This window comes from Streptomyces sp. NPDC052682, from assembly GCF_040678435.1.
Taxonomy (GTDB): Bacteria; Actinomycetota; Actinomycetes; order Streptomycetales; family Streptomycetaceae; genus Streptomyces.
This window is the reverse complement of record NZ_JBFATS010000010.1, coordinates 169649-183011: the sequence shown is the minus strand read 5'-3', so window position 1 is coordinate 183011 and position 13363 is coordinate 169649. Positions and strand designations below refer to the sequence as shown.

The window sequence follows — 13363 nt, the reverse complement described above, 5'->3', positions numbered from 1 at the left end:
GCTCACTCCCCCACCGAGGACGCCGAGGCCGCGGCGTCGACGGGCACCGCCCGCGCGAACCCGCCGTCGACCATCAGATTCGCCACCGTCTCCAGCTCCGGCGGATTGCCCGCCAGCCGGGACAGGAAGACGTCGAAGTCCTCCCCGCACGGCAGCAGCAACCGCTCCACCCGCTCCGCCGGCGACCACGAGGGATCCACGTCCCGCACGTCGTCGTACGCGCAGAACCACACCGAACCGGCCCGCTCGCCCTTCACCTTCACGGCCAGCAGACCACCCTGCACGAACGCCACCCCGAGGTAGTCCTTCGTCAGGTGGTCCCGCAGACACTTGTTGACGTACACCAGGTCGTTGACCGCCGCCTGGTCCCGCACCGTGAAGAACGGCTGGTCGATCAGCAGCCCCAACTCCGCGTCCAGCGCGGTCCCCACCGGCGCGCACCCGCCCGCCGCCTTCAGGAACGACCGGTACGCCCCCGGCAGCCGGTACCCCAGGTCCTCCTCGACCTGCTGCACCTGCGCCTCCGTCACCGCCACGCCCGACTTGGGCAGTCCGAAGTGCGCCGGACGCGTCTCCTGCAACGGCCGCGTGCCCCGCTTGGCCTGGTCGACGTGCGCGGTCGCGACACCCCCGTGGTGCCGCAGCAACGCCTTCACCTCGACCGGCACCAGCTCCAGCCGCCGCGTCCCCGCCACGTGGTGCCACGTCCAGCCGTGCGGCGTGGCCACCGCCGGCACCGTGTCCCACAGCGCGTGCCCCGACGCGGACAGCGCCGCGTTCGCCGACACATAGTCCGTCAACCGCAACTCGTCGACACCGAAACCCTCCGGCGGCTCGGCGATCTCGGCCGCCGCACGCGCGTAGGGCGAGAAGTCGGGGTAGCCGCGCTCGTCGACCCGCACCCCTCTCGGGTGACGGGAGGCCCGGACCGGGTCCGGGAAATGCACGACCTGCCCGGCATAGGCCGCGTTCGGCGGCGCGGCTTGCTGCCCGAGCCGACCTGTCGTCATGGCGGTTGCCCCCTGCGGCACTCTGTACGGCCCGTACTGACCACCTCTGGCGCACTACGACCCGTATCGACTGTCACGTCCACGCCCCGTGCGTCAACCGCACGGACCGCGGTGCCGACAGCCTATGCGGTACGCCGACACCGGTCACCGGCACCGGTCGCCCGCCCCCCTCCCCGTCCGTGACCAGCCGTCACCCCACCGTGACAGCCCGCCCCGGCCCGGGCGTGTCGCCCCGCCCCAGCTTCCGCACGGCGCGCGACATTTGGCACTCTGTGACCTCCCGGGGGATGCACAGGAGGGGAAAGACGATCATGAGCGCGACGCAGACGGGACCACACACGGGCCGCCCCGGCGACCCTCACCCCGGCGACCCCCGATCCGCCGCCCCCCACCCCGGCACCCCGCACCCCGGCCCGCGCACCGGCACCCCGCATCCGGGCGGCCCGCGCTCCGGCGACCCCCGCATCGGCTGGAGCGCCACCGACACCCCGCCCACCCCCGTCCTGCGCCACCGCCGCGACGGCATCCTCCCCACCGTCGCCGCCGCCCTCTCCGTCCGCGGCGCCACCCTCACCGGCACCGCCGCCCGCGGCGACACACCCCCCGCCCTGCACCCCCTCGTCCAGGACTTCCTCGACGCCCTCACCAGCGCCCAGCGCGACCGCTTCACCGGACGCTGCGCCGAGACCATCCTCATCTCCCGGCACATCACCGCCGCCGACGCCGCCCGCAGCAAGCGGGCCGCCCGCAGACCCATGACCAACGGCGAGGCCCGCAAAGCCCTCAAGCACGCCAAGCTCACCGCCCGCCGCATCCGCGAGGACGGCGACCCCCTGCACGGCACCTTCGCCGCCCCCTGCCGCGCCTGCACCGCACTCAGCGCCCACTTCGGCGTCCGCATCGTCGACCCGGGCGCCACCGACGACTGACCCCTCCCCCACCCCCCGCACCACGGCGCCCACCACCCAAGGCGCGCCGACCCATGACCTCGACGAGACGAAGGGCAGATGCACCCCGACCGCCACTCCACCACCCGCTTCCCCGTCCCCGTCGACGCGGCCCTGCGCGCCGCCGGCTGGCAGCCCGGACGCTGGGACATCAAACAGGCCGAGATCTGGGCCGACGCCCTGCGCGACCACGTCTCCCCCGCCGGACACCGCCACACCGTCTTCCCCGCCGCGGTCGAGGCCTGGGCCGAGTTCGGCGGCCTGCACATCACCCCCACCGGCCCCGGCCGCCAGGTCGCCCCCGCCGCCTGCCACCTCGACCCCCTGCACGGCCTGCACATGGCCCGCACCCTCGCCGACCTCGGCCGCGCCCTCGGCACCGAGGTCTGTCCCCTCGGCGCCGAGACCGACACCCAGGCCCTCCTCGCCATCGACGCCGAAGGCCGCGTCTACGCCCTCGACCACACCGGCGACTGGTACCTCGGCGCCGACATCGACCAGGCCCTGTCCACCCTCGTCTCCGGCACGGCACCGGTACGGCTGACCGTCGGCTGACCCGGACGGCCCAGGCGCACCAGGCGGCTACGACGCCGGAATCACCGCCGACACCCGGAAACCCCCCGCCTCCGTCGGCCCGGACACGAACACCCCGCCCAGCGCCGACACCCGCTCCTTCATCCCCACCAGCCCGTTCCCCCCGGACGGCAGCCGCGCCGACGCCGACTCCTCGGGCGGCGGCTCGTTCTCCACCTGCATCGCGATCTCCGACGCCCGGTGCGCCAGCCGCACGTACGTCTTCGCCCCCGCCGCGTGCTTGTGGACGTTCGTCAACGCCTCCTGCACCACCCGGTACGCCGTCTGCTCCACCTCCGGCGCGTACGACCGGGCCTCCCCCTCCACCGACAGGTCCACCACCATCCCGGCGGCAGCCGACTGCCCGACCAGCTCATCCAGGTCCGACAGGCACGGCCCCTCCTCGTCCACCGCCCGCGACGCCGCGGCGGCCGCGGCCACCCGCACCGCCGCCAACGGCACCACCGGCTCCCGCCGCACCGCCGTGTCCCCACCGCTGCGCAGCACCCCGAGCATCTCCCGCAACTCGGTCAGCGCCTGCCGCCCCATGTCCCCCACCAGCGCGGCGTTCTTCACCGCCTTCTCAGGGTCCTTCCGCGCCACCGCCTGCAACGCCGCCGCGTGCACCACCATCAGACTCACCCGATGCGCGACCACGTCATGCATCTCCCGGGCGATCCGCGTCCGCTCCTCGCTCCGCGCCCACTCGGCACGCTCCTCCGCCCGCTCCGCGAGCAGCTGAAGCTCCCGCTCCAGACTGTCCGCCCGCTCCCGCAGACTCTCCATCAGCCGCCGCCGCGCCCCCACATACAGCCCCAGCAGCACGGGAGGCGCCGTCAGCCCCAGGGACGTGGTGATCGCGGCGAACGGCAGGAACCAGTTCCCCAGGTCCAGGTCCCCGCGCACCATGCTCTGCCGCACCCGTACGAACGTCACGATGAGCGTGCCCACCAGGGACATCCCCGCCAGCCACGCGGTGATCCGCCGCGGCAGCTCCGAGGCGGCCAGCGTGTACAGGCCGACGACCCCCATCAGGAAGCCCATCTGCGCCGGCGTGATGGCGATCGTCACCAGCACGACGGCGACCGGCCACCGCCTGCGCACCACCAGCACGGAGCCGGCCAGCAGCCCGAACACCACCCCCGCCGCCACGGGAACCCCCGCGTCGCGCGCGAACGGAACCCCCTCCACCGCGCACTCCACCGCGGACAGCACACCCAGCCCGACGTCCAGCACGGCACTGCGCCGCCGGGCCCACCACCACGGCCCTCCCCGGACCGTCACGTGCTCTTCCCCCGTCGTGGTCATGCCTCCAGCCTACGGTCGGCCCCTGCCGGTTTTCCGGTGAGTTTCGACGACCGGCCTACACACTCGGCGACCGTTCACGTGCGGATCCACCCGATATCCCTCGAACTGCCGAATCGCTCACCGTTCGACCCCGGAACCGATCATTCCGCCCGGACGGTATGCGTATGGCACATGCAACCGGCAAATACGCCGACTTCGAGGGTCTGCGGGAGCGGGCGGTGGCGCTGCGGCGGGCGGGACTCAGCCGACGCCAGATCCGCGACCGACTGCACATCGACAACAACGACATCCTCAACCGCCTCCTGGAAGGCGAGCCCCCGCCCGAGTGGACCAAGCGCCCGAACGCGAAGGACGACCTCAGGGAGAAGGCCAGGAACCTCCGGCTCCAGGGCTGGACGTACGACCAGATCCAGGTGGAGCTGGGCTGCTCCAGGAGCTCGATCTCGCTGTGGGTGCGGGATCTGCCGAAGCCGGAGCCGCGATACACGCCGGAGGAACGGCGGGCGCTCATGCAGGCGGGGCTAACGCGCCTGCGCAGCGCGCAGGACGAGGAACGCACGCGAACCCGGGAGAACGCGGTTCGGGAGATCGGCGAGCTCACCGGCAGGGAGCTGTTCATGACCGGTGTTGCGCTGTACTGGGCCGAAGGCGCCAAGAGCAAGCCGTACGACCGACGGGAGCGCGTCGTCTTCGTCAACAGCGACCCTGGGGTGATCCAGGTCTATCTGGCCTGGCTCGACCTCCTCGGCGTGAGCCGGGACCGACTGGGCTTCCGCGTACTCATCCACGAGTCCGCGGACGTGGAGGCTGCCCAGCGCTACTGGGCCGACCTGGTTGACGCCGAGGCTTCCGCCTTCGCCAAGCCGACGCTCAAGAAGCACAACCCGAAAACCGTCCGCAGGAACACAGGCGAGGGCTACCACGGCTGCCTGGCCGTCACCGTGTCGAGGGGCGCCGAACTGTACAACCGGATCGAAGGCTGGTGGAGCGGCATCGTTGCCCACGCGCAAGCACGTCTCCGGTAAGGTCTGAAGCGCTGTCCCCCGTGGTGTAACTGGCAGCACACTGGTTTTTGGTACCAGCAGGACAAGGTTCGAATCCTTGCGGGGGAGCCACAGCACCCAAGACCTCAGATCGGGTCCTGACTGGCATCCCCCGGTCGGGACCCGCACCCATGCCCCCCACAAAACCCCCCGGTATCCTGCGGATGTCCACCCCCACCCCATCCACAGCCGAAGGGCATCCCGTGAGCGCCAACCGCCCGGCAGCCGTCGTTGTTCTCGCAGCGGGTGAGGGCACCCGTATGAAGTCGGCCACACCCAAGGTCCTGCACGAGCTCTGCGGTCGCAGCCTCGTGGGGCATGTGCTCGCCGCCGCCGGTGAGCTGGAACCCGAGAACCTGGTCGTGGTGGTCGGGCACGCCCGTGAGAAGGTCACCGCCCACCTGGCCGAGATCGCCCCCGACGTCCGCACGGCCGTGCAGGCGCAGCAGAACGGCACCGGGCACGCCGTGCGCATGGCGCTGGAGGAGCTCGGCGGTGCCGTGGACGGGACGGTGGTCGTCGTGTGCGGCGACACCCCGCTGCTGACCGGGGAGACGCTCCGGGCCCTGGCCGCGACCCACGCCGGGGACGGCAACGCGGTGACGGTGCTGACGGCGGAGGTGCCGGACGCGACGGGGTACGGCCGGATCGTCCGGGACGAGGCGACCGGTGCCGTCACGGCGATCGTGGAGCACAAGGACGCGACCGAGACGCAGCGCGAGATCCGGGAGATCAACTCGGGTGTGTTCGCGTTCGACGGCCAGTTGCTGGCCGAGGCGCTGAAGAAGGTGCGCACCGACAACAGCCAGGGCGAGGAGTACCTGACGGACGTGCTCGGGATCCTGCGGGAGGCGGGTCACCGGGTGGGTGCGTCGGTGGCCGGGGATCACCGGGAGATCGCGGGGATCAACAACCGGGTGCAGCTGGCGCAGGCGCGCCGGATCCTGAACGACCGGCTGCTGACGCGCGCGATGCTGTCGGGTGTCACGGTCGTGGACCCGGCGACGACCTGGGTCGATGTGACCGTGACGTTCGAGCAGGACGTGACGGTGCACCCGGGCACCCAGCTGCAGGGCGCCACGCATCTGGCCGAGGGGGCGCAGGTCGGTCCGAACGCGCGGCTGACGGACACCCGGGTCGGGGCCGGCGCGCGCGTGGACAACACCGTCTCCGTGGGTGCCGAGATCGGCCCGGAGGCGTCGGTGGGGCCGTTCGCGTATCTGCGTCCGGGGACGCGTCTGGGCCCGAAGGGCAAGATCGGTACGTACGTCGAGACGAAGAACGCGACGATCGGCGAGGGGACGAAGGTGCCGCACCTGTCCTATGTCGGTGACGCGACGATCGGTGAGTACACGAACATCGGCGCCGCGAGCGTCTTCGTGAACTACGACGGGCAGGAGAAGCACCACACGACGGTGGGCTCGCACTGCCGTACCGGCTCGGACAACATGTTTGTGGCGCCTGTCACGGTCGGGGACGGTGCGTACACCGCTGCCGGGTCGGTGATCACGAAGGACGTGCCGCCCGGTTCGCTGGCCGTGGCCCGTGGTCAGCAGCGGAATATCGAGGGCTGGGTGGCTCGCAAGCGTCCGGGGAGCGCGGCCGCGAAGGCGGCGGAGGCGGCTTCCCGGAAGGCGGACAGCGAAGGCTGACCGGAAACCGGTGCGCTGAACAGGGCGTACCGTGATAAGTGCACACCCGCACCCCACCAGCTGAGACGGTTCCCCGCACCCAGCCGGGGCGGCCTGCTCGAAAACACCCAGCTGCGACACCTCTGAGGAGAAAGTGCTGTGACCGGGATCAAGACGACCGGCGAGAAGAAGCTGATGTTCTTCTCCGGCCGCGCCCACCCCGAGCTTGCCGAGGAGGTCGCCCACGAGCTGGGTGTCGGGGTTGTTCCGACGAAGGCCTTCGACTTCGCCAACGGCGAGATCTATGTGCGGTACCAGGAGTCGGCGCGTGGTGCCGACTGCTTCCTGATCCAGAGCCACACGGCTCCGATCAACAAGTGGATCATGGAGCAGCTGATCATGATCGACGCGCTGAAGCGTGCGTCGGCGCGGTCGATCACGGTGATCGTGCCGTTCTACGGTTACGCGCGGCAGGACAAGAAGCACCGGGGACGTGAACCGATCTCGGCGCGTCTGATCGCGGACATGATGAAGACGGCCGGTGCGGACCGGCTGCTGACCGTGGATCTGCACACGGACCAGATCCAGGGCTTCTTCGACGGACCGGTGGATCACCTGTTCGCTCTGCCGCTGCTGGCGGACTACGTGGGCGGCAAGGTGGACCGGGACAAGCTGACGGTGGTCTCCCCGGACGCCGGGCGCGTGCGGGTGGCGGACCGCTGGTGTGACCGGCTCGGTGCGCCGCTGGCGATCGTGCACAAGCGCCGGGACAAGGACGTGGCGAACCAGGTGACCGTCCACGAGGTCGTGGGTGAGGTCGAGGGCCGCGTGTGTGTGCTGGTGGACGACATGATCGACACCGGTGGGACGATCTGTGCCGCTGCCGACGCGCTGTTCGCGCACGGGGCGGAGGACGTGATCGTGACGGCGACGCACGGGGTGCTGTCGGGTCCGGCGGCGGACCGGCTGAAGAACTCGCGGGTGAGCGAGTTCGTGTTCACGAACACGCTGCCGACGCCGATGGAGCTGGGCCGGGATCTGGACAAGATCAAGGTGCTGTCGATCGCGCCGACGATCGCGAGTGCGGTGCGTGAGGTGTTCGAGGACGGTTCGGTGACGAGCCTGTTCGACGAGCAGTAAGGGTTCTTCCCCGGACGGGCCCTGTAGATCGTTTTGGGTGCGGCCTCCTTCTGCGAGTAAACTGCTGCAGTTGCTCGGCGAGGGAGGCCGTACTCCGTGGATGAACGGTGTGCCGGCGGTCCGTTATCGACGCGCTCTTCGTAGCAGGCCGTTCGTGGCCGGGTGACCACGTCCGTTTCTGACTTCGAGGAGTGAACATGTCCGAGGTGAAGCTCACCGCCGAGACGCGCACCGAGTTCGGCAAGGGTGCCGCCCGTCGTATCCGTCGTGACAACAAGGTTCCGGGTGTGCTGTACGGGCACGGTTCTGACCCGCTGCACCTGACCTTCCCGGGCCACGACCTGCTGCTGGCGCTGCGTACGCCGAACGTGCTGATCAACCTGGACATCGACGGCAAGTCCAGCGAGCTGGCGATCCCGAAGTCCGTGCAGCGTGACCCGCTGAAGGGCTTCCTGGAGCACGTGGACCTGCTGCTCGTGCAGCGCGGCGAGAAGGTCACCGTCGAGATCCCGGTGCACACCGAGGGCGAGCTGGCCCCGGGTGGCAACCTGCTGGAGCACGTGCTGAACGCGCTGCCGGTCGAGGCCGAAGCGACGCACATCCCGGAGCACGTGACGGTGTCGGTGGAGGGCCTGGAGGCCGGTGCCTCGATCCTCGCCAAGGACATCGCGCTGCCGAACGGCGTCACGCTGGCCGTCGAGGAGGACGCGGTCGTCCTTCAGGTGCTGGCCGCGCAGGCCGAGGAGGCGCCGGAGGGTGCCGAGGGCGAGGGCGAAGAGGCCGCGGAGGCCTGATCCCCTCTCATCGTCGTCGTTTCGTCGGCCGCTGTTCCCTCGTGGGGCAGCGGCCGACGCGTATGAAGGAGACATGGACGTGACGACCGAGGCCAACGCCCCCTGGCTGATCGCCGGTCTGGGCAATCCGGGGCCGGAGTACGCGGCGAACCGGCACAACGTGGGGTTCATGGTGGCGGATCTGCTGGCGGAGCGGATCGGGGGGAGGTTCAAGCGGGCCGGGAAGGCGCAGGCGCAGGTGGTCGAGGGGCGGATCGGGCCGCCCGGGCCGGGGAACCGGCGGGTGGTGCTGGTCAAGCCGATGGCGTACATGAACCTGTCGGGCGGGCCGGTGAAGGCGCTGGCGGAGTTCTACAAGGTGCCGGTGGCGCACATCGTCGCGGTCCATGACGAACTCGACATCGACTACGGGACGTTGCGGCTGAAGCTGGGGGGCGGGGACAACGGTCACAACGGGCTGAAGTCGATCACCAAGGCGCTGGGGCCGGAGTACCACCGGGTGCGGTTCGGGATCGGGCGTCCGCCGGGGCGGATGCCGGTGGCGGATTTCGTGCTGAAGGACTTCTCCTCGGCGGAGCGCAAGGAGCTGGACTACTTCGTGGACCGGGCGGCGGACGCGGTGGAGTGTCTGGTGATCGACGGGCTGGAGCGGGCGCAGAGTACGTACAACTCCTGACTTGTCGCCCGGCGAGGTTGACCGGCCGTGCGGGTATGGCCAATGATCCCGGCCATGCCTGCGACTGCAGCCCGTCCGCGTGCCCGTGCCGCCCTGCGGTTCGGGCGGTTCGCGGTGATGGGCGCGGTCACGGTCGTGATCCTGGTGGCGGGCGTGTGGGCGTCGTGGGGGACGGCGCAGCACGTGATGCTGACGAAGGGGCGGGAGCACGGCACGGTCGAGGTGCGGGACTGTGACGCGGACCGGTGCTCGGGGCCGTACAGGCCGGTGTCGGCGGGGTCGCGGGCCCGGGAGCGGGTGGTCATCGAGGACACGGTGGCGGTGTCCGAGGGGGGCACGTACACGGTGGTCGTGAAGCCCGGCAGTGACGAGGTGGTCCGTTCGGGGCCGGCCGGGGTGCTGTACGCGTGGATCCCGCTGGGTGGTGCGCTGTTGCTGGCGTCGGTGGTGGTGGCGGGCGGGCTGCTGCGCACGCGGTCGGCGTGGGTGCTGGCGGGGGCGGGGTTCGCGCTGCTGACGGCGGCGTTCGTGACCATCTGAGGGGTTCGGGCGTTCTCGCGTCTGTGGAGGGTCCCGTGTGTTGTCTGTTCGTGCTTGACGGGCCACCGGGCGGGGCTGGAAGCTGAGCCGCCCCCTCCACATCTTCCCGTTCCCCTCTCGAAGATGGATCACTGCTCCATGCGAACCCTCAAGCGCGTCGGCGCTGTCTGCGCCCTCGTCTCGGCGGCCTTCCTCCTGGCTCCGGCCGCTCACGCCACGCCTCCGGGCGACAACGGCACGGTGAAGATCCACGATGCCTCGACCGGGGAGGAGCTGCCCCGCAACGAGCCGCACGTGTGCACGTTCTACCTGGACGCCTTCGGGTTCGACGGTCTGCAGAAGGTCGACTGGCACATCGACGCCATCCCGCCGAGCGAGAACAAGGGCGAGACGGTGAAGTCCGGTGCGATCACGCTGGACGACCAGGGCCACGGCCGTACGGCGGACCTGTCGCTGCCCGACGGGCACTACAAGCTGTACTGGAACTTCGAGGGCGAGAAGGGCTCCGCCAAGCACAAGGTGTTCTGGACGGACTGCGAGGACTCCGGCGAGCCGGGTGGTGCGACGCCGTCCGGGTCGGCTTCGCCGTCGGCCTCGGCCTCGGCGTCCGCGTCCGAGGAGCCGTCGGGCGACCCGTCGGGCGACCCGTCGGCGTCCGCGAGCGAGCCGGCCGGCGGGTCCGGGGCGGCGTCCGCGTCGCCGCAGGGCGGTGCGGACGGTGACCTGGCCGAGACCGGCAACGGGGCCCCGGTGGGTCTGCTGTCCGGTGTGGCGGCGGCGCTGGTCGCGGCGGGCGGCTACCTGGTGCTCCGGCGCAGCAAGGCGCGGCAGGACTGACGTACGGCACGAAGGTGCCCCCGGGCTCGGTGTGAGCCCGGGGGCACCTTTGTCGTGCTGCCGGCGGGTCAGCCGGTGTTGCGCAGGCCCGCGGCCACGCCGTTGACGGTGAGCAGCAGGGCGCGCGAGAGCAGCGGGTCGGGTTCCTCACCGGCGGCCCTGGCGTCGCGCTGGCGCTTGAGCAGGGCGACCTGGAGGTAGGAGATCGGGTCGAGGTAGGCGTCGCGGATGGCGAAGGTCTGCTTCAGGACGGGGTGGGCGTCCAGGAGTTCCTGTTCGCCGGTGACGCGCAGGACCTCGGCGACGGTGAGGTCGTGTTCGGCCTTGATGGTGTCGAAGACGTGCTTGAGCTCGTCGGGGACGAGGGTGTCGACGTAGTGCTGGGCGATCCGCAGGTCGGTCTTGGCCAGGGTCATCTCCACGTTGGAGATGAAGTTGCGGAAGAAGTGCCACTGTTCGTGCATCTCGTCGAGCACGGTGTCGAGGCCGGCCTCGCGCAGGGCCTTCAGGCCGGAGCCGACGCCGAACCAGCCGGGCACGATCTGCCGGGACTGGGTCCAGCCGAACACCCAGGGGATGGCGCGCAGGCCGTCGAGCGAGACGCCGGAGCCGGGGCGGCGGGCGGGCCGGGAGCCCAGGTGCAGGTCGGCGAGCTGGTCCACCGGCGTCGACGCGAGGAAGTACGCCGGCAGGTCGGGGTCCTCGACCAGGCGCCGGTAGGCGGAGTGGGCGGCGTCGGAGACGACGTCCATGGCGGCGTCCCAGCGGGCCAGGGCCTCGGTGGACTGGCGGGGCGCGGTGTGCAGGGCGGAGGCCTGCAGGGTGGCGGCCACGGTCAGTTCCAGGTTCTCGCGGGCCAGGGACGGGATGAGGTACTTGTCGGAGATGACCTCGCCCTGCTCGGTAACCTTGATCTCGCCCTCCAGGGTGCCCCAGGGCTGGGCGAGGATGGCGTCGTGGGTGGGGCCGCCGCCGCGTCCGACGGTGCCGCCGCGGCCGTGGAAGAGCCGCAGGCGCACCCCGTAGCGGTGGGCCACGTCACGCAGCCGCCGCTGGGCGCGGTGGATCTCCCACTGGCTGGTGGTGATGCCGCCGAACTTGGAGGAGTCGGAGTAGCCGAGCATGACCTCCTGGACGTCGCCCCGCAGCGCGACGAGGCGCCGGTAGGACGGGTCGGAGAGCATGTCCTCGAGGATGGTGTCGGCGGCCTTGAGCTCTTCGGTGGTCTCCAGCAGCGGCACGATGCCGATCTTGGCCCAGCCGGCGTGCAGGTCGATCAGGCCGGCCTCGCGGGCGAGGACGGCGGCGGCGAACACGTCGTCGGCGCCCTGGCACATGGAGATGATGTACGACTCGATGACCTCGGGTCCGAAGACCTCCAGGGCCCGCCTGACGGTCTGGAAGACGCCGAAGGTCTTGGCGCCGGCGGCGTCGACGGGCGGCGGGGTGGGCGCGAGGGGGCGGCGGGAGCGCAGCTCCTTGGCGAGCAGCTTGGCGCGGTACTCGCGGGGCATGTCGGCGTAGCGCCAGGACTCCTCGCCGAGGCGGTCGAAGAGCTGGCCGAGGGCGTGGTGGTGGGCGTCCGCGTGTTCGCGTACGTCCATGGTGGCCAGCTGCAGGCCGAAGGCGGCCAGGGTGCGGATGGTGCGGGCGAGGCGGCCGTCGGCGAACAGTCCGCCGCGGTGCTCGCGCAGGGAGTCCTGGATGATCCGCAGGTCCTGGAGCAGTTCGCTGGTGCCGAGGTAGTCGCGGCCCGGCTCGTGCGGGGTGCCCTTGGCGAGGCGCTGCTTGGTGTTGACGAGCTTCTGGCGGATGCAGGTGGCCTTGAGCCGGTAGGGCTCCTCGGCGTTGAGGCGCTTGTAGCGGGGGCTGATCTCGGGGAGGTTGTCCAGGTCGGCCTGGAGGGAGGTCAGCAGGTCCTCGGTGGCGCCGGCGTAGCGGATGGAGTTGGACAGGAAGCCGCGCAGCTCGTCGATGGTCTCCAGGGCGTCGTTGATGCCGTGCTCGTGCTGGAGGATCAGGACGTCCCAGGTGACCTGGGGGGTGACGTTGGGGTTGCCGTCGCGGTCGCCGCCGATCCAGGTGCCGAAGGTGAGGGGGCGAGTGCCGTCGGGGAGCTTGACGCCGACGCGCTCCAGCTCGGCGGTGAGGTCCTCCAGGACGTCGCCCACGGCGCCGGCGTGCAGTTCGTCGAGGTAGTAGATGGCGTTGCGGGCCTCGTCGGTGGGCTCGGGGCGTACCACGCGCAGCTCGTCGGTCTGCCACACGAGGTCGATGTTCTCGGCCAGGCGGGTGTCCAGGCGGCGGCGGTCGGACTCGAGGACCGGGGTCTCCAGCAGCGCGGCGATGCGCCGGAGCTTGTTGAGGACGGAGCGGCGTGCGGCCTCGGTGGGGTGGGCCGTGAAGACGGGGCGCACGTTGAGGTTGGCGACCGTCTGGCGCAGGTGCTCGGGGTCGGCGTCCTTGAGCCGGTCGGCGGTGCGGGCCAGCAGGCCGCCCTCGGCGGCGCGCCGGGCGCGCAGTTCGCGGCCGCGGTGGACCTGCTCGGTGACGTTGGCCAGGTGGAAGTAGGTGGAGAAGGCGCGGACCAGCTTGGCCGCGGTCTCCAGTTCCGTACCGCGCAGCAGTTCGGCGGCGGCTTCGCCGTCCTCGCGGGTGAGGCGGCGGACCTTCTCGACGAGTTCCAGCAGCTCCGGGCCTTCCTGCCGGACGAGGGTCTCACCGAGGAGGTCGCCCAGTCGGCGGATGTCGGCGCGCAGCTCGCTGCTGGTCGTCGTGGACCGCGTAGTCAGGTCGTCGGCACTGCTCACAGGTGCGGCTCCTTGCAGTGTTGAAGCTCGTCTGGGAGGGGAACCCGGACGGCG

Annotated in this window: 12 protein-coding genes and 1 tRNA gene; 10 read left to right on the top strand and 3 right to left on the bottom strand. The window is 71.1% G+C overall.

Translation table 11 applies throughout. The annotated features are described in order from the left end of the window. Positions 1 to 2: 2 nt before the first annotated feature. Positions 3 to 1010 carry an SMI1/KNR4 family protein gene (locus AB0K80_RS18015; RefSeq protein WP_365670619.1) on the bottom strand — a complete coding sequence of 336 codons (1008 nt, stop codon included), beginning with the start codon at positions 1008 to 1010 and terminating at the stop codon, positions 3 to 5. A 311-nt stretch (positions 1011 to 1321) separates the two neighbouring features. Between AB0K80_RS18015 and AB0K80_RS18010 the strand changes: the two genes are divergently transcribed. Together AB0K80_RS18010 and AB0K80_RS18005 are read left to right on the top strand one after the other, a co-directional pair. Next, positions 1322 to 1939, top strand: coding sequence for a YwqJ-related putative deaminase (locus AB0K80_RS18010; RefSeq protein WP_365670617.1), 618 nt, complete (start codon positions 1322 to 1324; stop codon positions 1937 to 1939). A gap of 78 nt (positions 1940 to 2017) precedes the next feature. Beyond that, positions 2018 to 2512, top strand: a complete 495-nt coding sequence (locus tag AB0K80_RS18005) for an SUKH-3 domain-containing protein (RefSeq protein ID WP_365670615.1) — start codon at positions 2018 to 2020, stop codon at positions 2510 to 2512. Positions 2513 to 2539: 27 nt separating this feature from the next. On the opposite strand, the gene AB0K80_RS18000 is transcribed toward AB0K80_RS18005, so the two are convergent. Then, entirely contained in the window at positions 2540 to 3838 is a 1299-nt protein-coding gene (locus AB0K80_RS18000; protein ID WP_365670613.1) for a histidine kinase, read from the bottom strand. A 164-nt stretch (positions 3839 to 4002) separates the two neighbouring features. Between AB0K80_RS18000 and AB0K80_RS17995 the strand changes: the two genes are divergently transcribed. From AB0K80_RS17995 to AB0K80_RS17960, 8 genes are all read left to right on the top strand, one after another. Continuing rightward, positions 4003 to 4863, top strand: coding sequence for a hypothetical protein (locus tag AB0K80_RS17995; protein WP_365670611.1), 861 nt, complete (start codon positions 4003 to 4005; stop codon positions 4861 to 4863). Between the two features lie 14 nt (positions 4864 to 4877). Continuing rightward, a tRNA-Gln gene (locus AB0K80_RS17990) sits at positions 4878 to 4953 on the top strand. A gap of 131 nt (positions 4954 to 5084) precedes the next feature. After that, the gene (gene glmU / locus AB0K80_RS17985; RefSeq protein WP_365670609.1) at positions 5085 to 6533 is read left to right on the top strand and encodes a bifunctional UDP-N-acetylglucosamine diphosphorylase/glucosamine-1-phosphate N-acetyltransferase GlmU; all 1449 of its coding nucleotides are present in this window, start codon (positions 5085 to 5087) and stop codon (positions 6531 to 6533) included. A 138-nt stretch (positions 6534 to 6671) separates the two neighbouring features. Beyond that, the gene (locus AB0K80_RS17980) at positions 6672 to 7652 is read left to right on the top strand and encodes a ribose-phosphate diphosphokinase (protein WP_365670607.1); all 981 of its coding nucleotides are present in this window, start codon (positions 6672 to 6674) and stop codon (positions 7650 to 7652) included. Positions 7653 to 7849: 197 nt separating this feature from the next. Continuing rightward, the gene (locus AB0K80_RS17975) at positions 7850 to 8446 is read left to right on the top strand and encodes a 50S ribosomal protein L25/general stress protein Ctc (protein ID WP_365670604.1); all 597 of its coding nucleotides are present in this window, start codon (positions 7850 to 7852) and stop codon (positions 8444 to 8446) included. 73 nt (positions 8447 to 8519) lie between these two features. Further along, entirely contained in the window at positions 8520 to 9122 is a 603-nt protein-coding gene (gene pth / locus AB0K80_RS17970; protein ID WP_365670602.1) for an aminoacyl-tRNA hydrolase, read from the top strand. A gap of 42 nt (positions 9123 to 9164) precedes the next feature. Beyond that, entirely contained in the window at positions 9165 to 9662 is a 498-nt protein-coding gene (locus tag AB0K80_RS17965; RefSeq protein ID WP_365670837.1) for a hypothetical protein, read from the top strand. A 138-nt stretch (positions 9663 to 9800) separates the two neighbouring features. Continuing rightward, complete coding sequence (locus AB0K80_RS17960; RefSeq protein ID WP_365670601.1) at positions 9801 to 10499, top strand: LPXTG cell wall anchor domain-containing protein; 699 nt, start codon at positions 9801 to 9803, stop codon at positions 10497 to 10499. Positions 10500 to 10567: 68 nt separating this feature from the next. Here AB0K80_RS17960 and ppc read toward each other — a convergent pair whose 3' ends face one another. Further along, positions 10568 to 13309 carry a phosphoenolpyruvate carboxylase gene (gene ppc / locus AB0K80_RS17955; RefSeq protein WP_365670599.1) on the bottom strand — a complete coding sequence of 914 codons (2742 nt, stop codon included), beginning with the start codon at positions 13307 to 13309 and terminating at the stop codon, positions 10568 to 10570. Between the last annotated feature and the right edge of the window lie 54 nt (positions 13310 to 13363).

What these genes read in the sequence shown, in the direction of transcription:
- AB0K80_RS18015 (WP_365670619.1), bottom strand. Translation starts at nt 1,010, where the DNA reads ATGACGACAGGTCGGCTCGGGCAGCAAGCCGCGCCGCCGAACGCGGCC.
- AB0K80_RS18010 (WP_365670617.1), top strand. Translation starts at nt 1,322, where the DNA reads ATGAGCGCGACGCAGACGGGACCACACACGGGCCGCCCCGGCGACCCT.
- AB0K80_RS18005 (WP_365670615.1), top strand. Translation starts at nt 2,018, where the DNA reads ATGCACCCCGACCGCCACTCCACCACCCGCTTCCCCGTCCCCGTCGAC.
- AB0K80_RS18000 (WP_365670613.1), bottom strand. Translation starts at nt 3,838, where the DNA reads ATGACCACGACGGGGGAAGAGCACGTGACGGTCCGGGGAGGGCCGTGG.
- AB0K80_RS17995 (WP_365670611.1), top strand. Translation starts at nt 4,003, where the DNA reads ATGGCACATGCAACCGGCAAATACGCCGACTTCGAGGGTCTGCGGGAG.
- AB0K80_RS17975 (WP_365670604.1), top strand. Translation starts at nt 7,850, where the DNA reads ATGTCCGAGGTGAAGCTCACCGCCGAGACGCGCACCGAGTTCGGCAAG.
- pth (WP_365670602.1), top strand. Translation starts at nt 8,520, where the DNA reads ATGGACGTGACGACCGAGGCCAACGCCCCCTGGCTGATCGCCGGTCTG.
- AB0K80_RS17965 (WP_365670837.1), top strand. Translation starts at nt 9,165, where the DNA reads ATGATCCCGGCCATGCCTGCGACTGCAGCCCGTCCGCGTGCCCGTGCC.
- AB0K80_RS17960 (WP_365670601.1), top strand. Translation starts at nt 9,801, where the DNA reads ATGCGAACCCTCAAGCGCGTCGGCGCTGTCTGCGCCCTCGTCTCGGCG.